Annotated in this window: 16 protein-coding genes; 2 read left to right on the top strand and 14 right to left on the bottom strand. The window is 36.4% G+C overall.

Annotation, left to right across the window (positions count from 1 at the left end; genetic code table 11):
* Positions 1-46 precede the first annotated feature (46 nt).
* A complete protein-coding gene (locus tag NAG76_15025) occupies positions 47-1,216 on the top strand; it encodes a hypothetical protein (protein URN93146.1) in 1,170 nt (389 codons plus the stop codon).
* Between the two features lie 86 nt (positions 1,217-1,302).
* Here the strand turns inward: NAG76_15025 and NAG76_15020 are convergent, their stop codons facing one another.
* The 5 genes from NAG76_15020 to NAG76_15000 form a co-directional block, all read right to left on the bottom strand.
* The gene (locus tag NAG76_15020; GenBank protein URN96852.1) at positions 1,303-4,464 is read right to left on the bottom strand and encodes a discoidin domain-containing protein; all 3,162 of its coding nucleotides are present in this window, start codon (positions 4,462-4,464) and stop codon (positions 1,303-1,305) included.
* A gap of 499 nt (positions 4,465-4,963) precedes the next feature.
* Positions 4,964-6,226, bottom strand: a complete 1,263-nt coding sequence (locus NAG76_15015; GenBank protein URN93145.1) for an MFS transporter — start codon at positions 6,224-6,226, stop codon at positions 4,964-4,966.
* Between the two features lie 55 nt (positions 6,227-6,281).
* A complete protein-coding gene (locus NAG76_15010; protein ID URN93144.1) occupies positions 6,282-7,037 on the bottom strand; it encodes an SDR family oxidoreductase in 756 nt (251 codons plus the stop codon).
* Between the two features lie 580 nt (positions 7,038-7,617).
* A complete protein-coding gene (locus NAG76_15005) occupies positions 7,618-9,162 on the bottom strand; it encodes an ATP-binding cassette domain-containing protein (GenBank protein URN93143.1) in 1,545 nt (514 codons plus the stop codon).
* A gap of 407 nt (positions 9,163-9,569) precedes the next feature.
* Positions 9,570-9,953, bottom strand: a complete 384-nt coding sequence (locus NAG76_15000; protein ID URN93142.1) for a hypothetical protein — start codon at positions 9,951-9,953, stop codon at positions 9,570-9,572.
* A 406-nt stretch (positions 9,954-10,359) separates the two neighbouring features.
* Between NAG76_15000 and NAG76_14995 the strand changes: the two genes are divergently transcribed.
* Positions 10,360-11,130, top strand: a complete 771-nt coding sequence (locus NAG76_14995) for a helix-turn-helix domain-containing protein (GenBank protein URN93141.1) — start codon at positions 10,360-10,362, stop codon at positions 11,128-11,130.
* 43 nt (positions 11,131-11,173) lie between these two features.
* Here NAG76_14995 and NAG76_14990 read toward each other — a convergent pair whose 3' ends face one another.
* The 9 genes from NAG76_14990 to NAG76_14950 all read right to left on the bottom strand — a co-directional run bounded on the left by NAG76_14990 (position 11,174) and on the right by NAG76_14950 (position 22,589).
* Positions 11,174-12,709, bottom strand: a complete 1,536-nt coding sequence (locus tag NAG76_14990) for a glycoside hydrolase 43 family protein (GenBank protein URN93140.1) — start codon at positions 12,707-12,709, stop codon at positions 11,174-11,176.
* A gap of 30 nt (positions 12,710-12,739) precedes the next feature.
* Positions 12,740-13,756: an endo-1,4-beta-xylanase gene (locus tag NAG76_14985; GenBank protein ID URN93139.1), complete on the bottom strand. Its 1,017-nt coding sequence runs from the start codon at positions 13,754-13,756 to the stop codon at positions 12,740-12,742.
* A gap of 46 nt (positions 13,757-13,802) precedes the next feature.
* Positions 13,803-15,095 carry an endo-1,4-beta-xylanase gene (locus NAG76_14980; GenBank protein ID URN93138.1) on the bottom strand — a complete coding sequence of 431 codons (1,293 nt, stop codon included), beginning with the start codon at positions 15,093-15,095 and terminating at the stop codon, positions 13,803-13,805.
* Between the two features lie 91 nt (positions 15,096-15,186).
* Positions 15,187-16,134 carry a carbohydrate ABC transporter permease gene (locus NAG76_14975; GenBank protein URN96851.1) on the bottom strand — a complete coding sequence of 316 codons (948 nt, stop codon included), beginning with the start codon at positions 16,132-16,134 and terminating at the stop codon, positions 15,187-15,189.
* Between the two features lie 22 nt (positions 16,135-16,156).
* Positions 16,157-17,044 (bottom strand): sugar ABC transporter permease, encoded by an 888-nt coding sequence (locus NAG76_14970; GenBank protein URN96850.1) that lies wholly within the window; start codon positions 17,042-17,044, stop codon positions 16,157-16,159.
* Between the two features lie 11 nt (positions 17,045-17,055).
* On the bottom strand, positions 17,056-19,605 hold the full coding sequence (locus NAG76_14965) for a DUF5696 domain-containing protein (protein URN93137.1): 2,550 nt from the start codon (positions 19,603-19,605) through the stop codon (positions 17,056-17,058).
* A gap of 15 nt (positions 19,606-19,620) precedes the next feature.
* A complete protein-coding gene (locus tag NAG76_14960; protein URN93136.1) occupies positions 19,621-20,247 on the bottom strand; it encodes a YIP1 family protein in 627 nt (208 codons plus the stop codon).
* Positions 20,244-21,704 (bottom strand): hypothetical protein, encoded by a 1,461-nt coding sequence (locus NAG76_14955; protein URN93135.1) that lies wholly within the window; start codon positions 21,702-21,704, stop codon positions 20,244-20,246. The genes NAG76_14960 and NAG76_14955 overlap by 4 nt, the downstream gene beginning before the upstream one ends.
* 15 nt (positions 21,705-21,719) lie before the next feature.
* Positions 21,720-22,589 (bottom strand): carbohydrate ABC transporter permease, encoded by an 870-nt coding sequence (locus NAG76_14950; protein ID URN93134.1) that lies wholly within the window; start codon positions 22,587-22,589, stop codon positions 21,720-21,722.
* Between the last annotated feature and the right edge of the window lies 1 nt (position 22,590).

Below are 22,590 nucleotides of genomic sequence, written 5' to 3'. Positions count from 1 at the left end.
AGATAAGTACAACTTACGAAATTTTATGTGGTCTGGAATTTTTCCTTTGTACGGTGGTTTCATCTCTGATCCGCACTTTCTATATTCACAGCCCGTTAATGTCTCAGACTATCTCTCTTCGATATTTCATCATAAAAATGTTAGATACCAGTTAATTGATGTAAATCCTTTCTTTGAAAATAATAGTAGTGAGAACATATTAGCTATGGAGATTGATAGTACTCCGTATGAATACAAGCTGAACATGCCACCAGATTTCCAATATAATACTTTGCAACATGTTGAACCTGATAGCGTATTTCTTTATAACGGAGATTCACTATATTTTGTCCGGTTATATGATTACTGGGAGAATAAATTTCTATTATATGAGATCAATTATCCTTTCAATGAAAATAAAGTACTTAATTATCAATACATTGATATTACGAAGATTGAAATTGTGGATAGTTTAGACTTTTCTCTTTCTGAAGATCAAGTAGATCTATTATTACATCATAACAGTCGTAAATTTTATCAGTTCTATGCCAATTTCTTAAATCAAAACTACGCATCTAATCAGATTAATTTTGAATCTGGTAAGGGCATTAACCTTACAACCTACTACGGATCTACTTTAAATATTGAATACAATAAGATGAAGGATATTATTGATGAAGAATACAGCATGAAAGTGCATAATCGTTATGAGTTTATTACGTTTACCAATAATGTGATATTTTCTAATAACACAGATGTTAGAAAAATTGTTCTAGAACTATTACATAGTAATTACTATAATTTGTTATTGTTGGGTGATTCATTTGACACCTCTGATTTTGCTTCTCGTATTGAAAAAAAATATATCCTTATCGAGTACGATGACATTAACAGATTATTAAGTTATATCGATGAGTATAAAAATTTACGAAAAGAAGAGTCGTCATCTATAGTTTACTTCAAAAAAAACTCTCCGTTTTTGATTGAGGTGATTACACAATTTAATGATGAATTAACGATTGATAGGTCGGTATTATCTATGCTAGTTCTCCCTCCTAATATGGCTCCTGAAACAGAAAGAAGATATTCTAATAGAACCGAATATGCGTTACCATACAATGCTAAAGATGAAGATTATTTATTCACAATGGATTTTAATGACGGATATTCTATTAAACTGTCCTATGATGAAACAGAAAAATTGGAAGAATTTTTGAAGGCTGTTCCGAATAAATAATGTACAAATGGTCTACACCCTCAAGTCCACTGATACAATAAAAAGCATTGATTCAGAAAATCCTGAATCAATGCTTTTCTATTCTTCTAGCTGTAAATATTAATCTCTCGGATTGACCACCAACTTGACGAAGTTCCTGTCTGAACAATTTTGATATAACGAGCATTTATATTTGCGAAATTAATCGTCACTACTGGGCCGGTGCCTGAGCCTGTAGCAATAGCACTCCCCCAATTGATCCCTTCATTAGACATATATACCTCATAACCACGCGCATAATCATTATCACTTCCTGTTGAATCCATGACGATCTTACTAAAACCTTTGACACTCAACATGTCTATAGTAATAAATTGTCCGGGTGTCATTGTCGCTCCAGTACTCCAGCGTGAAGACATATTGCCATCTAATAAATTCGCTGGCACATCACCACTAATAGGAGAAGATGATGCAACCCATCCTGCTCGGTCAAGTGCATTACCTGTTCCTCCACCAGAGGTAGTCGCGTTGACTGTACTGCTGGCAACAGATGTGTTGCCAGCAACATCTTTTGCTTTGATGAAATAATTGTATGTGGTTGCTGGAGTTAGACCAATATCATTATAAGTAGTGGCTGTAGATGATCCAACGATAACACCATTGCGATAAATATCATAACCTGAAACTCCAATATTATCTGTGGATGCCGTCCAGCTCAAATTAATCTGGCTATTGGAAGTTGCTGTTGCCATCACATTTACAGGTATAGTCGGTGCTACGGTATCAACTGGACCTGCGCTACCGAATACATTGAATTCTAGAATAGACCACCAGTTAGATACCGAACCGGTTTGTACTACTTTAATATATCGTGAAGTTTGGGTTGGAAAATTCACTGTAATTATCGGGCCGCTGCCAGTACCACTGGATATCGCTGTTCCCCAATTCGTACCATCATTCGAAACATATACATCATAACCTCGTGCATAATCCTGATCACTACCTGTAGAATCCATAACGATTTTACTTATGTTTTTCGCTGATTGCATATCGACTACAATAGATTGCCCAGGTGCCATTGCTGTCCCAGTGCTCCAACGAGAAGATATATTGCCATCCAATAAATTAGCAGCTACATCGCCACTTGAAGGATTAGATGAGGCTGTCCAACCTGTTCGATCTAACGCTGTCGCCACTCCCCCATTCAAAGTAACGGCAGTAACGGTATTACTGGAAGAAGAGAAGTTGCCTACAGCATCTTTAGCTTTAATAAAGTAGCTATATGACGTTAATGCAAGTAGACCAGTATCACTATAGGAGGCTTGCGATGATGACCCGACAATTATTCCATTTCGATAAATATCGTATCCGATAACACCAACATTATCAGTTGATGCCGCCCAGTTCAAATTAATTTGGCTACTTGAAGATGCAGTTGCAGTTAGGTTCGTTGGCACACTTGGTGCAATTGTATCTACAGTTCCATTGCCTACAAATTCAGTTACTGTTTGTCGCATTGCTTCAGCTGGTGAGTTAGCATATACTTTTTCACCTATGTTGTTAATAATGTGTGTTATTTCACTTCCAGCTGTACCAGCCAACCATATTGTAGTTGCATGGTGTATTTTCACTCCTGGAACGTTTGGCACCTCTATCGCACTTTCTAGCTTTACCGGTGCATCTCTGAAGAAGGAATAGATACCGAGTCCCCATGCTTCATGATTTGTTACAGTGTCTGCTACTTTATAAGAAGCATATCCGTTGACACTTCCGTTATTACTCATCCAAGCTGATTGGCTTGGAACATCATATGGAATTTCGGACTGATAGAAATAGAGTCGCCCACCATTACCATTCCAAATGGTCTGATACTCATTGTGATGCTCGTTAAACAATCCATACAAAGTTACGTTATTACCGTTGACAACAAGACCATTCTTAGAGACATTACTATTCCATCCTGCACCAGCACCATGATCAGCCCGCCAAATCCAGAAATGATCACCAATTACATTATTGCTGTTAATCATTATTGCTACATCATTTTTACCATTAGTAGCTCCACCGGTTCTGAAGGTAAGGTCATGAAGAGAGATTGGATTCGATGTATGTGTATTAGAACTTCCAGTAGGTCCTACTTCAAGTAGTGTAGATGAATTAACAGGACCTGCATCAAATACCAACCCTGCAATTTGCACTCCATCAACATCTGCAACTGACATTGTAATTTGACCATTGTCCGGTATTAAAGTAGGTAATCCGATGCCTAACACTACAGTATTAGCATTAGTTATTCTAATGGTATCATTCAGATGGTAATTACCTGGTGTAAACAATAAGTTTTTTCCTTGACTAAGCGCAGCATTAATACTTGCTGCAGTGGATGTATCTTCACGAGCAATATAGAACTGATCAATTGAAATCGATTTTCCTGGTGTGGATCCGTTCGCCCAACTAACACCTTGCGTATTCGTTTGTAGCGATGGAACAAACACCTGGTATTGACCAGCATTATCTACGTAAAGATATGGCTTTTCACGTATGATTGGTGTCTTCTCAACAACTGTATATGGAGGATCAGGAAATTGACCGGTAGGTGGATTACTATCACCTACAAAGACCATATTCCAAACTCCATTTGTCCAATTGTTATATTGACTGTTTCTCGAAAACCATTGTTGTTGGGATGCTGGAACAATCGGACCATCGACGATAGAATCAGCTAAGTATCCACCACTTGCCCAACCTGCATTCCAGTTAGAGTCAAAATCAAATAAATCCAATTCACCCTTAACATGCAATCGTCTTAATGGTGCGGCTTGTGAAACAGCAATTTGTGTTATTCCACTCGAGGGATTAATCGTAAGGTTTTCGATCGCACGCCAAAAGTTGCGAGTCGCATTGCCATTATCCCAATCTGCATTAACGTTCAAACCGCCTGATATCGTAACATCTCCTGGATTTTTACCAAGACCCGCTACATGTGTGTAGTAGCCTACATTAAAATTCACATTATAAGTACCAGGTTTGAAGAGTAATGCGTAACGATCGCTTCCAAATTCATTAGTTTCCTGATCGCTGAAAACTGAATTTGTAATGTTTTGAATTTCAGACGTGGACATCGACGGTTCAAATACATAGACATTAGGGCCAAATATAGATGAATTCGCCGAAGTGACAGGTATTGCTGCTGTTGAAACACCTGGATGTATGTAGCATAAACTCACTAGGATAGCGAACATTGAGATTGTGGAGATCATTCTTGTCACGTTTTTCAATTACTTTACCTCCTATAATTGGATTAACAAACGTTGATTAACTCCTTCTTGCTCTCCTGTCAGATCATAAGTAAGCGATTATATTACAGTTATCGAACCTCTCCTCTCCAAATATTTTTCATAGATGTACAGCATTTGGACGATGTAAGAAATGCATGAAAGCGTTATCTTCACGCTTACAAACCAATTATAGATTTAGGATTTAACAATAATAATATGTTAAAATTTAGAAATACCGTGTTGTTTTTTAGAACTTTTACCAAATTAAGATAAAATCAAATATTATATAAAGATAGCTTCGTCCAACTAATCTTGTGAATAAACTATCGATTAGTAGAAAGGAATTCGCGTCTTTTAGAAGTAATTTATACATTAAAAGACAAAAAACACCTCTAGAATGACGTCGGATTGGTCTAAGACTTTCCTAAGTCTGTTCTATGAGGTGTATTTCAAATCAAGTGAAATAATCTCTATATTATTTGTCTAATTATTAACTCCATAATCCAGCTTTTACAAGCTTCTTCTTACCGTTAAAGGCGAAGATTACAGCGATAACATTGACTACCATCATAATTGCTACTGCATATAAAATCGCAGTATAGCTTCCTGTAATTTGAGCAATATATCCATAAGCAGGTAAAGCAACCATACCCGCAATAGCTAGTCCCATAACAGCAGTCGAATAGATCTGACCGTATTCTTTATTACCGAATAGTGCTGTCGTAAGAAGCGGGCCCAATGTTCCAATGGATGCAACAACAAATCCAAAAATAGCAATTGCAATATTAAACATTGTGGCATTATCAGCAACAGTTAAGAGCATAATAACTGGAACTAGTCCAAGTAACATTGCAAAAATCGCCGTATTTTTCGCGCCAATTTTATCACTTAACATCCCGAATACCAATGCACCAATCAACGTACCAATCTGCCATCCGCCCATTGCAGAACCAGCAAATACAATATCATAACCTATGTTCATCGCAAACGGTGCTACATACTGACCGAAACTACCGATAGAAGTTACACAGAAGAAGAAAATAAGTAACGTATAAAAAGAAGATGACTTCAATGCTACTTTAGCTGTAACGCCTTTTACTACAACTTCTTTTGGAGTTTTATCTTCAACTTTTACTTCATCAGCACCTAGAGCTTGTAAGCCTTTTTGCTGTGGAGCCATTCTAATGGTAAGAATCACCGTTGGAATAACGATCGCCATTACCAATAGTCCCAAGAAGATATACGTATATCTCCAACCTTCGCTATTAATCAGGTTACCTGCCATTGGTTGAAGGATAGCTCCAAATAATCCACCTGAAGCGACCATAATACCTATAGCAAGACCATTATGTTTTTTAAACCAGTTGTTTATTAATACTGGACCAGCCATTTGTGTAACGAAGATAGAACCGATTGACATTGGAATACAGAACAAGTACCAACCCCATACGGAGTTCATTAAGCCAAACATTGCAAACGAACCTGCTTGTAGTATTATTGCAACAACTAACAATTTTCTAATGTCATACTTCGCAATCATTTTACCTGCGATTGGCAAGAAAATCATTGTTACGATTGACGAAATACTAAAGTACAGCGTTAGGTTACCCATACCGATACCTAAATCTTCTGTAACCGGAGTTAAGAACAATCCACCAGCCGTCATAATACCGCCTTTAGCTAAACCGACCATCAGGGCTACTCCTAATAATAGCCACCAAGCATAGTGAATCTTTTTCTTTTGCTGAATCATGCTGTATCCCTCTTTTTCTTTTCTGTTATAGTTGTCAAGTAACTATATCTAAGAATTAACGTAATTTGATAGATCCACCATCAACCATAATTGTTTGGCCTGTAATGTAATCGGAGTCTTCGCTTGCTAAAAATACAGCAACACGACCGATATCATCTTCAAGTTCACCAAGTCTTCTCATAGGGATCTTAGCAAGCATACCTTGATAATACTCTGGATTTTTCTCTGCCCATTCAATTAGACCAGGAGACTTGGCAATTGGAGCAATGATGTTTACATTAATTCCGAATGGACCAAATTCATTTGCTGCAACGCGTGTAGCTGCACGAATAGCTTCTTTAGCTACTGCATAAGAAACTTGATTCACGTCACCGTTAATTCCAGCGCCTGATGCAAAGTTGATAATTTTGCCTTTTGTTTCTTTTAAGTATGGTAATGCTGCTTGCATGAAATAGAACGTTGGATAGAATCCAGTATTGAAGGAAAGATCGAAATCAGCTTGCGTAGTGTTTTCCATTGAATTCATTCGCGAAGCATGTGCGTTATTTACCAAAATATCTAGTTTACCGTATTTATCAGCAACTTGTTGTACGATTCCAGCTAATTTATCATGTTCAGCAAGATTAGCTTGAATGAACATAGATTCAGGTGCAAACTCTTGCAATTCTTTTATCGTTTGGTTACCTAGCTCTTCATTAAGGTCAACTATAACAACCGTTGCACCTTCTTTAACAAATGCAGTAGCCATTCCTTTACCAATACCGCCTGCTGCGCCAGAAATTAAAGCGACTTTACCTTCAAGTTTTTTCATGATGTATGAACCCCTTTATTTAAACAAGTTATTTTATATAATTGCTTACTATAAAATTGAATTTTCTCAATCTGTAATTCGACTATTGTTTGCTTTAAGTTACGATGTTTTTAAGAAAAATCATCCTTAAAACTGCTATTAGCGAAGTTACTATATTTTTTATAGCCAAGCACATAATTATGATAGTCCAATTATCAAAATGTGTCAATAAAACGAACGAATTAATTTTTGTTGTAAAGATATCCATATAAATTTCAAAAATTGGACATAGAAATAAACGCACATAAACTCTGTCTTTACTGGCACTTTACGCAGTAAATTCTGCTTTTTTTCAATATTCAAACCCTATTTTTCCACAAAAAGTTCAAGTTTTATTATTTTTTCATTCTTACAACTGTAACAATTTAGACAGAAACCATCCATACTGTCTTCCGATGATTTTACTCATTCGGGCATAATAAAAAACAAAGGTTGATCACTCGTATGGAATGATCAACCTTTGTTTTTATAAGTTTTTAGATAATCCTTATTGCTACTTTTCTTCTGCAATAAAATGAAAAAGTAGGTTAACAGTATTTAATTACAGTGCCCAGTCTTCACAATTCCACACATCCGTTACAATATCTTTGTAAAATTCTGGTTCATGGCATACTAACAAGATGCTTCCCTTATAATCTTGTAATGCTCGCTTCAGTTCTTCTTTTGCATGTATATCTAAATGGTTTGTCGGCTCATCTAACACCAAAATATTGGATGGTTTGTTTATTAGCTTACATAATCTAACTTTTGCTTGCTCTCCACCACTTAAAATATTAACTGGACTTTCAATGTTTTTTCTTGTTAAGCCGCATCTAGATAATTGACCCATAATTTCTTTATTCGTTGAATTTGGGAATTCGTTCCATACATCATCCATAACTATATTTGTATTAACTTCAAGTATTTCTTGTTGGAAATAACCTATTTCTTGATAATTCCCAAGATTGATTTCACCGCTTATTGGTGTTAATACACCTAGTAAACTTTTCAGGAGCGTTGATTTTCCTAATCCGTTAGTACCAACGATAGCAATCTTTTGTTCACGCTTCATTTTTAGATTCAATGGTTTACTTAGTGGTTTGTTGTAACCTACAACTAAGTTTTCAACTTCGAAAATCATTTCCCCCGACGTTCTTGCTTTCATAAACTTAAATTGAGGTTTAATATTCTCACTCTTAATTTCAATTCTATCAATTTTATCAAGCTTTTTCTCTCTTGATTTTGCTTGTTTTGAAGTTGATGCTCTTGCTTTATTTCTAGCGATATAGTCCTCTAGTTTAGCAATTTCTCTCTTTTGCTCTCTAAATTCAATCTCTAGCTGTTCCTTCTTGATTGCATATACTTTTAGATAATTTTCATAGTCGCCTACATATCTTGTTAATACTTTATGCTCAAGATGTTGGACCACATTAATGACACTATTTACAAAATCAGTATCATGAGAAATTAATACAAATGCATTTTCATAGTTATTCAAATACGTTTGCAACCATTCGATATGCTCTACATCAAGATAGTTTGTCGGCTCATCTAATAGTAAAATATCGGGTGTTTCTAACAATAGTTTTGCAAGTAAAATTTTTGTTCTTTGTCCACCGCTTAATGAAGAGGCATCTCTATCTAATAATTCTAGAATGCCAAGTCCCAGAGCTGTCGTCTGAATTTTGGAATTAATATTATAAAAGTCATTCGTATCAAGCATTTCTTGCATATCACCAATTCGTGCAAGTGCAATATCCATTTCTGCTTCGCTTAATTCTCCAAGTTGCCCGTACAAATCGTTAATTTCTTGCTCCGCATCAAACAAAGTCGAGAATGCTTCTTTCAATATATCTTCTACAGTTTTGCTTTTGTTAAGGTCAGCGTACTGATCCATATAACCAACACTAATTTTGCTACCCCAAGTTACTTTTCCGTTATCAGGTAATAACTGATTAGTAATAATTTTCATTAAAGTAGATTTACCCTCACCGTTTGCTCCTACCAGTGCGATATGTTCTCCCTTTAAAATTCGGAAAGAAACTTTATCAAATATTACTCTATCGCCAAATGAATGGCTCATTTCTTCAACTGTCAAAATACTCATGAATGATCTACGTCCTTTTCTATGCAATTCTATAAATTTGTCATGTTACTTACTAAGCTAAATTATTTCAATATATATTTCCATAAAAAAGCAGTAACGGCTTAGAAAAACGCTAATTCTAAGCTATCACTGCCTTATATTAACTATTATTATTTTATGTTTTTAGATCTCGGTACAGCCTATTTCTATAACAACGCTATTAAGTATATCATAAACTATACATACGCGAAATGATTAACAATCTTTAGTAATTTTCCTCATTTAAAATGTGCTTCCTTATCATAGCAAAAAGGACACAAACTGCTGTGTCCTCGTAACTCACTTCCCAAGTTCGCTTCAGATTCGATGTCGAATAACCTACTAAGCTAATCATCGTTATCAAAGTCTGCTTGTTGAACTTCCATTCTCTAGCGTTTCAATGATCTTTGATAATCATTGTACTCTATCTCCACAATGAAATAATAATCGCCATCTTCTTCATCACCTAAAGTAGGTTGAATATCATATCGACCTATGAAGATAGCATCTAAAGCCGTATCTGCATTACGATATGGTTCACTAGTCGCAAAGCCTGCCTTAGAAAGCGAACGAACTTCCTCATCAGATAACTGACTATCATCAAAGTTAGCTAAAATGCGTAATTCTCCATCATTCAGCTCTTCAGCTTCAATATTCACTGACACTTGAACTCCAATCGCTTGTTCAATAAGTTCTTCTGCGATTGATTTTAATTGTTTAAACGGTACGATTAACGAAATAGATGAGGGTTCAAGCTGTTGAATATAAGACATAATTGGCGTTTCCTCTCAAGGTATCAAAATAAATCTGAGTTGTAGTTATTTACAACTTTAATCTATTATACTCTCTAATCATGTAAGATGACTATTATGGACTTCTGATTTATTGCATGCCGCTCTCTTGGGTGAATATCTTCATATCTGCACTCGTTCTAAATGAGTCAATTAGTTGGCTCATTTTTATAGTTAATATTGGTGACGTACTGTGCGTAGCGATTACAAAATGATTTGCTTAAGAGTTGTCCGAGTTGTCCTTATCAAAAATTAATTTTTAACAACTAGTAAAAGAATGTAACAAGAGCAAAGAATTGCACATTGTTTGCAACTCAGTTATTTCCCATAATTAAAGCGTATACAAATATTATTCAACATAGCTTTTACTGCTAAGGGGGAAATTTCCATGTTTAAAGTGCTGCTTGTTGATCCTAATGATTTTACACTCCATCAAACAACAAAACTAATTGAGAGATTTGACATTGATTTCAAAGTTACTAATCATACAAATCAATTTCATGATGTGCCTCAATTAATAGAGGCACATCACTTCTCACTTATTGTCATTAATATTAAAGGTTACAACACAACTGGAATATTACTTTGCAAAAAAATTCGTAATATAAGTCGAATACCAATTATTCTTATTGGTGGGAGAGATGATTTTCAACTTGCGAGAAAAGCATTAACATATCAGATTAATGACTATTTAACTGACCCATTTCGAGAGTTCGCCTTAGAATCTAGCTTGTTAGCTATTAAGAAAGCGCTTACTATTGATTTTACATACGAACCGGATTATGTACCAACCTCTTTAGATTCATTCAAAAAAAATGCACTGTCAAATTCCATAATAGAGACCGTTAAAAAATATGTGCAGAATGATCTGCATCGAAACATTACATTAAAACAGATATCTAGCTTACTGCATTTTAACTGTGCTTATTTAGGACAAAAATTTAGACTGCATGAAAACATGTCTTTCAATGAATATTTACTACAACAAAGAATGGAAAGAGCCAAAGTATTACTCAAAAAAACGGATATGAAAATATATGAAATTGCTAATGAGGTAGGCTATATCGAGATTGACTGGTTTTATAAAAAGTTCAAAGAATATACTGGGTTAAGCTCTAATGAATATCGCAAAAAATATGAATATTCACAAGCAAATTAATTACCATAACAAAAAAAACACCAAATTGGTGTTTTTTTTGTTACTATATTATACGTTCATATGTTCCATTTATTAACTTCATAAAGTGGAAATAATCAATATCAACATAGCCGCTAGATTTTTCACTTGCATAATTGAATATACCAATTCGATAACCCATAAAATGATCTAACGTATATTTCATCTCTAAAGGATGTCCAATTTCTAGCCACTGTCCATCTACTGAAGCGTAATAAAATTTTGCGATATCAATGCTATTTTCAAAATTAAATTCAACTTTGAAATAGATAGTACTGAGGTTATAGGATACGGATTCAACTACTGCCTCCATCCCCTGACTATCGTTCACGGTCATCACGACAAACCTATCACCATTGCTGTCTACTTTAACACCAACAGTACCAAATTGATTTTGAAGGGCAATCAATCCAGCATGATCACCATGTTTCATATTAGATATATCCATTACAATCGTTGCTACACACGCTGGACCTTCCGTACGCTGTGTTAACGTATTACGCGCTTTAAGCACACTATCTACAACATTGCCAGTTGTTAAGCGTAGATGACTGGCTCGCTCGGTCACCGACCACAACTGGTCGTTCGGATTATGATTCCATTGCCAATTCAGTGACAATTGATTCTCTTTGTAATCGAACTCATCACTAATTACAATTGGTTTACATGGTGTATAAGGAAAATCTGTTGCAAACTTTTCCGAAGCTTTACCATCTATACCGACGATCGGCCAGCCATCAACCCATGTTATAGGCTGTACGATTGGTATTCTTCCAACGGCATCATGATCTTGAAATAATAGCGTATACCACTTATGATCTACTGTTTCAATAATTCCACCTTGCGCAACTCCCTTATTATGATAGCCCATATCATCATCCAAAATGATCTTCCGTTCATAAGGTCCAAGAAGTTCTGAGGAACGATAACATACTTGTCTACGACGCATATTACCTACTTTCGGCCATTCAATAAAGAATAGATAGTACATTCCATCTATTCGATAAGCATGACATCCTTCACATCGTAGGCCAATACCTTCACTTTCAGTTTCTAATAGCAGCTGAACAATTCCGCCTTCTTTCAATGCGGTTGCGCCTTCTGTTAACTCGGTAATATAAATACTACCATTTCCATATATAACAAATACTCTATCCTCATCAAATAATAAGCTCGGATCATGCAATAAACCATTGATTACTGAGCGTTGCCAATTACCATTTTCAATATCATCGGTTGTGTACATATAAAACTGATGCATGTCATTACTCGAAAAACATACATAAAACAGTCCATTATGTTGACGTAAACTTGCTGCCCATGAACCTTGACCATAAATGTTTTTCCCATCCACCATATTATGAGCGTCATTATTCTCAAAGCTATCATAGACATAATTAACAATTTCCCAATTCAACAAATCTTGTGACTTCATAATAGGACAACCAGGCATTACATGCATACTTGTACTAACCATATAATAATGATGACCGACTCGAATAATATCTGGATCCGGTACATCTACCCATATAATTGGATTAGTAATTATCGCATTATTCATCTCACGATCACCCCTGCCTGAAATTGATATTTAAGATTTAGCGCTATTAATAACATTCCAAAATGATTGCTTTGGCTTATGCTCCGTATCGAATAGAAATGGCCAATTTTTACGATTACGTACTGGAAAATGATCTAGCCAAGTATAATCATCAGCTGCACCCCAAAATGTCACTGACGAAATATGTTCACTGTATTCCTTAAAAAGCTTAAATACTTGACCATACCTCTCCGCTTGTTTTTCCAACATCTCTTCTGATGGAGTTATACAGTCAGTTCTACGATCATCGAATTGAAACATCGACAAATCCATTTCAGTTATATGTAGTGTTACTCCTAAGCTAGCATATTGTTCAATAGTACGTCGTATATCATCTAGAGAAGGGTGCTCTAGATTCCAGTGTGATTGCATGCCAATACCATGAATTGGTACATCTTTTTCCTTTAATGATTTCACGAGACGATAGATTTTTTCTCTTTTAACAACATCACACTCATTGTAATCATTGTAGAATAGTAGCGCATTAGGATCAGCAGCATGAGCATATTCAAATGCTTTTGCAATAAATTCTTCCCCTGCAATGTCAAGCCATTTCGATGAACGCAAAATAGCATTACCACTATCAGATACAGCCTCATTAACAACGTCCCATGCATAAAAATCACCTTTATAATGAGTAACAACAGTGTCAATATGAGCTTTCATTCGTTCTAATAATGTTACACGATCAACAACTCCACCTGAACGTTGTTCGAACATCCAATTTGGGGTTTGATTATGCCATACGAGTGTATGTCCTCTTACGCCCATTTTATTTGCCTTTGCAAAATCTAGTAATTGATCTGCAACTTCAAATTGAAATTGTCCTTCAATAGGCTGCAAACTTTCAAATTTCATTTCATTTTCGGCTGTGATGCTATTGAAATGTTGTTTGAGTAAGTCCTCTTGATAATTAACCGTAAATTTATTAACTGCTGCCCCTATTAAAAAATGCTCTTCAAACTTTTCATATAGCTTTGGTAAACCTTCATTTTTTATTGTTTTCATCAGTCAATAACCTCCTTACTTTTCTATTAGTGCATGTTCTATTTATCTATTGTTTGTATAGCTTTTGTCTAGTCAATGGATCGACAACAGCCCAAAAAGCTTGTTTTGCATGTAGCTGTTTATCAAATAGAAAAGGTGCTTCTGTACGAGTAATTGGGAATGTACTTAGCCAAGTATGATCATCTGCAATCCCCCAAAATACAACTCCACCAATAATATCCTTATGTTCTTTGAATGCTTCAAACAATTCAGCGTAGCGGTCAGCCTGTTTTTCAACAATATGATCGGGTATTTCTTCACCAAAATCACTGCGATCATCCCATACATATAAGCTCATATCTAGCTCTGTTACTAGATTATCAAGACCTAGTCCTGCAAACTTCTCCATAGACTCAATAATCGAGCCAACCGGAGGCCAATTTATACTGATATGAGTTTGATGTCCAACGCCATCGATTGGTACATCTTTCTCCAGCATTTCTTTAACTAAATCGTATAAACGGTCTCGTTTTACTACATCATCTGTACCATAGTCGTTAATGTAGAGCTTAATATCAGGACCTCCCGCTTCGCGTGCAACACGAAATGCGGTTTCAATGTAATCAGTCCCTGTTATGTTATACCATTCACTTGCTCTCATACCATCCGGATCGCCTGGCTCAATAACTTCATTGACAACATCCCATGATTTTACATCGTCTTTGTAACGATTAACGATCGTTCGAACGTGAGTAGCTAGACGTTCAAGTAAGAGCTGTTTGTTTGCCTCTCTCTTATCTATGTCTGTCTCGTCAACCATCGGCTTGCCTTCCAAATCTTTAAAGAACCAATCTCCTACTTGAGTATGCCATACTAATGTATGGAATCGAACTTCCATACTATTCGCCTTTGCAAATTCAACAAGTTGATCTGCTTGCGTCCAATTAAAGTTTCCTTCTGTAGGTTGAAGCGAAACAGGCTTCATCGCATTTTCAGCTACAATCCAATTGACATGCTTCTTAAGTAAATCTGCCTTTAGTCCATTTGTTTGGAAAGGCTCTATTGCTGCCCCAATAGGAAAATAATCCGAATATACTTCGTACAATGATGGAATATCTTCTTCTACGGATGGCTCTACTTCTTCTTTCACTATGACTTCTAAAGTAGGACTAGGTTCTAAATCATCCGTTGGCTCTATTACTTCATTTGCGGGTTTAACTTCAATGTTTTCAGCCTCGTTACTAGCAATTTTTATATTCTCTTGATTATTCCTCGAGGAGTTAATAATAAAAAATGTAACCACTAGAACGATAACAATGCCGGTAATAGCTAATATTTTTTTATTAAATATGGAATTCACTATTTCATCCACCTTTGCAGGATATTAGTAACGCCATATGTGAACTTGTCAATCTAAACGTTCAACATATGGCGCTCTACCTATCTACTATTTATCCAACGATTCCTGTACGTTCAATACTTTCTACAAAATAGCGTTGAACAAATAAGTAAATGATTATTAATGGTAAAATAGCTAGTAATATACCTGTGTCTTGAATCATACTCAAATAAAACGGATCTACAGTCGCCCCTACTCCACCTTGGAGAGTAGCGGAAACATTATACGGTAATGAGGAAAGTTGAGTAGACATGACCTTTCCGCTTGTTAAATAGGTCGTTGTAAAGAAGCTATCATTCCATTGCCATACGAATGAGAAGAGCGCAACCGTAACAACAGAAGGTATTGCATTAGGTAGCATAATGCGAGTGAATGTTGAAGGGACACCTGCACCATCCATATATGCGGCTTCTTCAACCTCTTTTGGTATTCCCCTAAAAAATTGCCTAAAGATGAATATATATAGTCCAGCTTTAAGAGAGTTTGCCGTAATTGACGTTAAAATAAAAGGCCAATACGTATTTAATAGATTAATAGATTTTCCTCCGGTAAATAAAGGAATGAGCCCCAATAACGTAAAGTCGTTCATATTGAGATATAGGGGAATTAAAATCGTTGAAGGTGGTACTAGAATTGTAAGTATGACACCTCCAAATAGTAAATTGCTTCCTCTAAATTTAAGCCGGGCAAAAGCATAACCTGCTAGTGCACAGGACGCCGCAGCTAGAATAGTCGTTAATCCTGAAAGCGCAAATGTGTTAACCAATGTTTTCCCATAATTCATAATAGACATCGCCAGTCTAAAATTGTCCAGCGTATATGTCTCTGGAATCCATACCACGACGGGTGAATAGAGATCAGATTTATCTTTGAGCGCTGTAGAAATTTTCTGAATGATGGGGAACAAGATAACGAATGATAGACCTACAATAAGCGTCAGTCTCACGATTGACCAGATCCAACGCTTCCAATGTTCTAGTGACAATAATTTACCTACAATCTTCAACTCATTCATCCTCCTCCTAGTCATAATAAAATACCCTTTTGGATACTATATATGAACTGGTCGCTAAAATAATTGCAATCGCAAGGAAATATATCCATGCCATCGCCGAGCTGAGCCCAAAGTTGAATGAGGTAAAGCCCGTTTGCCTTATCAAATCTGTCAGTGCATTTACGGAGAAAGAGTCAATAATTGTATAGATCATATTCACAAAAATTAGTGGACTCACCATAGGAAAAGTGATTTTCCAAAAGGATTCATATCCAGTAGCGCCCTCCATTGTAGATGCCTCATACAGCTGAGGAGGAATCGTCTGGATCGCTGCAAGGAATATTAGTATTTGTACCCCAGATTGACTAACAATCTGATAAATACGATCAACTGCCCCGGTTAAATATTCAACGATAACTTCACTTACTCCTGCTCTAAGCATAATCCTTTCTAGTTCAAAAACACCCATCGCACTAGCAAAACCAGATCCGATGTTCTCATCATTAACAGCTTGAATCAAACTTGAACTTTCTAGAGAGAGGATGATTCCTGAAGCCAAAATTACAGGTAAGAAAAAAATTGATCTTGCAAAAGCTCTTCCTAAAAACTTCTGATTCAGTAGTACTGCTACAAAAAGACTGAATATGACGATTAAAGGTACGTTAACGAGCATATTCACAATAGCTTCGACTAATGAACGGTTAAAACTCGCATTTACAGTCAATGCATTAATAAAGTTATCAAAACCTATAAAATTGATGTTTAACCCTTCTGAACTGGATACAACCGAACTAAAGCTGTACCGCAAGGAATCTACCATTGGAACTAGAAAGAAAAAAATGAAGCCAATGATCCATGGAAAAGCAAATATTATCCCCCATAAAGCCTTTTGTTGTAGATAAGTCCTTTGTTTCATGCCGAGCTTCTTCAAGATTGTTCACCACCTGTAATATAGCTCTCGGCATCAATAGTTCTGCCGTCGATTGTCACTTGTGAATCATTATAATTCACAATTACGTACATGCTCTCGTAAACGGTTTTGTAGACGCCCTCGCTCAACTTTTCATGAGCGATGATTCGCTCATTCTGAACATTCTGTAGAACCTCGTTCACGTTACTATAAATTTCCGATGCCTGGTCCATCCATAACTCGTAATTGACTGCATACAGATTGTTATAATCGGTATCCTTCACCGTATGATTCGGTTCATAAATCCACTCAAAGTAGACACCTGATCCATATTCCAAACATTTCAATATATATTGCTCCACACTCGTAAATGTAGAAAGATTATACGGTGCTCCCGTATAATTAATGGATCCCCGAACTACCATTTGATAAAAAGGAATTTCCTCATCTGTAATCTTAAATTTGCTACTTGACATTGGAGCATTCGTTATGTCGCTCACAAAAGGAAGAGCATAAGAATTTCCACCATTAGCCATCATACTTAAATTCGCCTCACCGATCTGATTCAACGCATTAATAGATATTACCTCAGATTCTGTCCGATCAATTTGCTTGTTTTTACGATAATCACTGTTCAATTGATCAGCCAAGTCCCGTAATGATATGCTTTGAATTGGAAGCTTTTGCAGATCGTTTAACATGCCATCGACATATTTATTGACAAGTCGAGGCGAAATTACATAAGAAGGAGTAGTTGACCTATCGCGACCATCTAGTCCCATATCATAGGTATATGTTTTAGAGGGAACCCCTCTTATCGATCTTGCTGCATCCTTTGATGTACTAAATCTATCATCTGTGTATGCTGTCAGTAAGGCAACATCAGGATATAAAGATATCTCTTGTTCTTGGGCGAACGCTGCGAAATCAATGAAATCTTTTTTACCGCCTACTACTTTATCGATAGAAACTTTATTCGGAATACTGTGATTCATTCCATCATTGAACCAACCAGAGTACTGAAGTTTGATATGGTTAATATCACGCTGTTTCATCTGAGTAATAATACCTTTTGTTTGTTCAAATGTCGTAAGCGGTTCTAGTGATTCATAAGGTATCCCAGCAAATTGCTTTTCTTTATTTATGCTTCCGATCACTTGCAAGTAAAAAGGTAAATCCTCTGACTTGTTAACTGTTGCAAGCTGAGGAAGTCCGTTCGTTTCCAACAAATACTTTTGGTAGTAATGTGCCATCCCCTCATAGGACGCCTCTTCTCCGCCTAAAAAAGTATAACGAATTGAAAAGTCAGACTTCATCTTATTTTCTTGAAATCTTGGTAGTGAACGCTGTTTTCCATCCGCATTCAAGGTGACTTCACCATTATTAAGCACAGTGAAGATGGGATATACATAGTTGTAGCTATTTAATTTCCCGCTAATATCAGCTTGAATAGATGCAGCCGCGGCGCCATCTTCAATAATACCTAAAAATGCACTGCCTTCACGAATAATGCCGAACACTGGCAGTCTAACCGATTCTTCATTCACAGCCGATACGTAAGATTCCAGCGTCATATCGGTTCCATAAACTTGCTGTTGGTATGCTGAATACTGAGTTTTTCCATTGTTAAAGTGAATGAGTGCTCCAGAACCATCCGGGACAAATAAAGAGCCTTTTTCTTCTACTCCTCCTGCTCCAAAATAGTTCATTATGGAAAGCTGGCTAATAGGATAGTCCTCAGGGTACTCAATGCTTGAGCTTGGAACTTTTGCAACTAGACTATTAGCGTCCAACGTATATTCTATCGCAGCCTGAAAGACTCTTGGTTCAGAAATTGACTGGTCCAACTGATGTTCTTCAATATCTTTCAATAGATCTTCTTCCGTGTAACCCGCATCCTCAAGAGCTTGGAGCGCACGCTTAAGTCGAATTCCTTGAAGTATTTTATCGTTGCTTCTTACGTATACCGATTTTTCTTCATCTTCGGTATATGCAGTTTGTAAAGCAGCTCTCCCCTTTTCGTCTAATTTACTTGCTAATTGTTCGAAGCGACTTTTGCTCATGAGCATTGGCAAATTATCCAAGGTTTTTTCATACTTACCGAATCGATAAGACACTCTGACACCATTAGAGATTGGTTCATACTTAATCTGTTTATAGTCTGCACTATCTGTTTTAGAGTTAATTGAATTGATCTGTCCAGACATATTGTAGTAGTCGAGTTTCATTTGTGAAGATAATAATTGCTTATTAACCCCCATAGCAATGGTATCTGAGTCACTTTCAGGTGGGTTACTATACCAAATCTCATTACTATTTTTATCGATAACGGCAATTTCCCCGGTCTGCTCCATCACCAACAACTGTAAGTTATTATTCTCGGCAATCCCCTTCATTCCCTCAAGTCTCGAATCCGTAAAGGAGGCCTTTAACGATTCTCCTTGTATGAATTCCTCTGTAAGCGCAGCACTATCCAATGGAAGCTCATCCGTTGAATTTGAACAACCTGCAATGATGATTGCGCTTATAACAAGTACTATCATTAAAATATTTCTAGTCTGTATCATTTGTGCCCTCCTTTCTCAGTTTCTCAATGCCAGTTCTTGATAAATGACGGAAATGAAAGAGACGATCTGTTGGATTAAACTGAAAAATAATAAACTAAGAAATGCCATAAATCCCATCGCAACAATAGTGAGAAGAATGGTTAGAATTGATTTAGATGGTGAAAATTGATGTACCGTCATATTTCCAATGAACAGCATAAACACAAACCAGATTAATGCTAGACTGCTCGAAAAATAATAAAATACTGATTCTTCCATCGAAATAACATTGCTTAGCCAAATCCAAGGAAAATTAATAAGTACCAACGGAATAAGTGCATAGCATGTTGAAGTAAATATCTCAATAAATTTCCCTTCTCCGTCTAACAATGTTGTTAGTGACCAGTTTGCTATGCAAAAGAACAATACTGGCACTATGACGTATATAATTTCCATAAAGCTATTCATTGATTTTGGATTTACAATATTCACTACAAATCCGCTATACTGACTGGACAAAATGTTTGTTAAAGCAAGCATAAATAGAATGGCAATGGCAAAGATTAAGCTCTGCTTCTGATTGCGTTCGTATTTCAATTCCCAAAAGCCATCAAAGGGATGTAATATGAGATAAAAAGGATATTTCACAAGATCTCTATTCAATGAAAATCCCCTCTCTTTCTCCGCACTATCTTCCGGTATCTTGTTGCAATTGTAAATCCAACCACCAATACGAATATGCCTGTCATAATGATCGAGAAGTATTCCCTAAGCACTTCTTTACGATAGAGTAAGTAAGCTTTGGAATAATTTTTCTGATCCATACTCTTCTTAAAGTAAAACATTGCTTCTTTGTAATCACCTTGACGAAGAAGTGCCTTACCAATTCCACCATAGGCAAACTCTAAATTGGAGTTCATATTTATCGTTTGTTGATAATAAGCGAATGCCTTTCCTTCATCTCCTCGATAATAACTTCTAACTGCCTCATTTAACATTCGACCATATTCCGTCGTTTGGAACACCGTGATCTCACCAAGCGCTTTATCTAGTACTAGGAAATCATCTCCTATTCTAGTAATTGCTGTTGGTGTCTTAAACTCTCCTAATTTGTTTCCTAGACCACCGAATATATACAACAGATGTCCATCCCCATTGTATGTAAAAACCCTTCCTCTTTTTGCATCAAGTACGGAATATATTTCGCTATCACTCACATCGATATCTACTATTCTGGATGGACCTTCATCAAAATAGTAGATTATATCGCCCATCGGTTTGAAATATCCATTTCTACGTAATATATCGCTTCCTTGAGCGTTTAGCATTTTGATATTGTCACCCGATCTATCACCATTTGTAACATAAATGAAATCCTCTTCATTTATGTCTAAATTTGTGAATTCTGTAGGTGTAAACATAATCATCTTACTTTGTTGCTCTTTTGTAGATATTGATTTCCAAAAATACTCAAGCGTATCGACTGTTACTCGATTTGCTCCTGTAAATGTATTGAATTCCCCTGCAGCGTTAAATTCCATCAAGCCGTCAAATACCCCGATGGACATCACATATATTCGCTGTGCTTTATCTGCTACTACCCGAACTGGTTGGAAATCAAAATTTGAATTTAGCATATCGGACTGTGGTGCTTCGATAATTTTTATTAGACTATTGTCCTTGTCAAGTTCTACGATACGTTTATGTCCAGTATCAGCAATTAACAATTTTTTATCTTGCGTTACAAAAAGTCCTTGCGGGTTGAGAAATGTTTCGATGGTTCCTTCATTTTCAAAAGAATCAATAACATTGAATAATTCATAGTTTTGATCTAAAATAACCACCCTGTTATTGCCAGAATCCATTATATAAATGTAATTATCGAATGTGACTTGAATATCGCTAGGTTCTTTCAATATCCCTATTCCAATATCCAACCCATTAACCGAACCGGTCGCCTGATAGGCGGCAGGAGAAGCAACTGATCTTCCCCAATAAGAATAGTTGTAGGATTCTGCATTGCCATTAGCTTGAATTGGACTTCCCCACACACTTATGCCAATAAGACAACAAAGTACCATGAAGAGTCCCTTTCTTATTTTGGGGTTTCTAGTCAACATCGTGCACAGCCCCCTCTAATCCTTCATCCCGGAAGTAGCCATCGTCTCAATGACGCTACTCTGAGAAATAATAAACATTGATATTGGAACAATCATTAACAATAGTGCGACTGCCGCACCAACCCCTGCTCTAGCAATTCCCCCAGCAGTAATTTGTCCTAAGGCGAAATTAAGTGTTTTTAAGTTCTCACTGTAGATAAAACTTCCCCCGTCACTTCCCCATAACATTGGAAATTGCAATATCATTAAAGTTAACCATGCAGGCTTTACGTTGGGCATAACAATAGTCCAATAAATTCTATATTCATTAGCACCATCAATTTTAGCCGCCTCTATTAAAGCGTCAGGAATTTGCTCCATGAATTGTTTCATTAGGAACAATCCTAGTGGGAAGGCCAATGCAGGAATAATAATGGATGCATGTGTATTTACCCAGCCTAACCAAGACATGATTAAATAGTTGGGTGTAGCTGTTACATGTGGTGAGAACATTAAAGCTAACACAACTATAGAGAATAATGTCTTTGAACCAAGGAAGCGATATTTCGCAAGCGGATAAGCTGCTGCCGATGCAAGCAGGATATGACCGACTGTGCCGACAATCGTTATCAGCAAAGTATTGGCGATATAACGAGATAAAGGCACCCATGAGTTCCCCATTAAGGATATTAAATCTAAAAAGTTCTCGATCGTCGGGTTTTTGACAAAGAACCGAGGTGGAAATATAAACAACTCATCGAGTGGTTTGAATGCATTGTTTACCGCATAAACTAGCGGCAAAGCCATAAAGGCACCGAAAAAAGCAAGCAACGCAAACAACATAAAGCTAACTGTAAAAGAACGATTAAGTTTTTTAGGTGTTCGAAAGATCGCTATCATTTTCATG

Origin of the sequence: Candidatus Pristimantibacillus lignocellulolyticus, from assembly GCA_023639215.1 — a bacterium.
Taxonomy (GTDB): Bacteria; Bacillota; Bacilli; order Paenibacillales; family Paenibacillaceae; genus Pristimantibacillus; species Pristimantibacillus lignocellulolyticus.
The sequence above is the reverse complement of the archived record's forward strand: the minus strand, read 5'-3'. Positions and strand labels throughout refer to the sequence as shown.

Excerpts from the sequence above, each read along its gene's own strand:
- NAG76_14995 (URN93141.1), top strand. The coding sequence starts at position 10,360 with ATGTTTAAAGTGCTGCTTGTTGATCCTAATGATTTTACACTCCATCAA.
- NAG76_14965 (URN93137.1), bottom strand. The coding sequence starts at position 19,605 with ATGATACAGACTAGAAATATTTTAATGATAGTACTTGTTATAAGCGCA.
- NAG76_15015 (URN93145.1), bottom strand. The coding sequence starts at position 6,226 with ATGATTCAGCAAAAGAAAAAGATTCACTATGCTTGGTGGCTATTATTA.
- NAG76_15010 (URN93144.1), bottom strand. The coding sequence starts at position 7,037 with ATGAAAAAACTTGAAGGTAAAGTCGCTTTAATTTCTGGCGCAGCAGGC.
- NAG76_14990 (URN93140.1), bottom strand. The coding sequence starts at position 12,709 with ATGAATAATGCGATAATTACTAATCCAATTATATGGGTAGATGTACCG.
- NAG76_15005 (URN93143.1), bottom strand. The coding sequence starts at position 9,162 with ATGAGTATTTTGACAGTTGAAGAAATGAGCCATTCATTTGGCGATAGA.
- NAG76_14970 (URN96850.1), bottom strand. The coding sequence starts at position 17,044 with ATGAAACAAAGGACTTATCTACAACAAAAGGCTTTATGGGGGATAATA.
- NAG76_14950 (URN93134.1), bottom strand. The coding sequence starts at position 22,589 with ATGAAAATGATAGCGATCTTTCGAACACCTAAAAAACTTAATCGTTCT.
- NAG76_15000 (URN93142.1), bottom strand. The coding sequence starts at position 9,953 with ATGTCTTATATTCAACAGCTTGAACCCTCATCTATTTCGTTAATCGTA.
- NAG76_14955 (URN93135.1), bottom strand. The coding sequence starts at position 21,704 with ATGTTGACTAGAAACCCCAAAATAAGAAAGGGACTCTTCATGGTACTT.
- NAG76_14985 (URN93139.1), bottom strand. The coding sequence starts at position 13,756 with ATGAAAACAATAAAAAATGAAGGTTTACCAAAGCTATATGAAAAGTTT.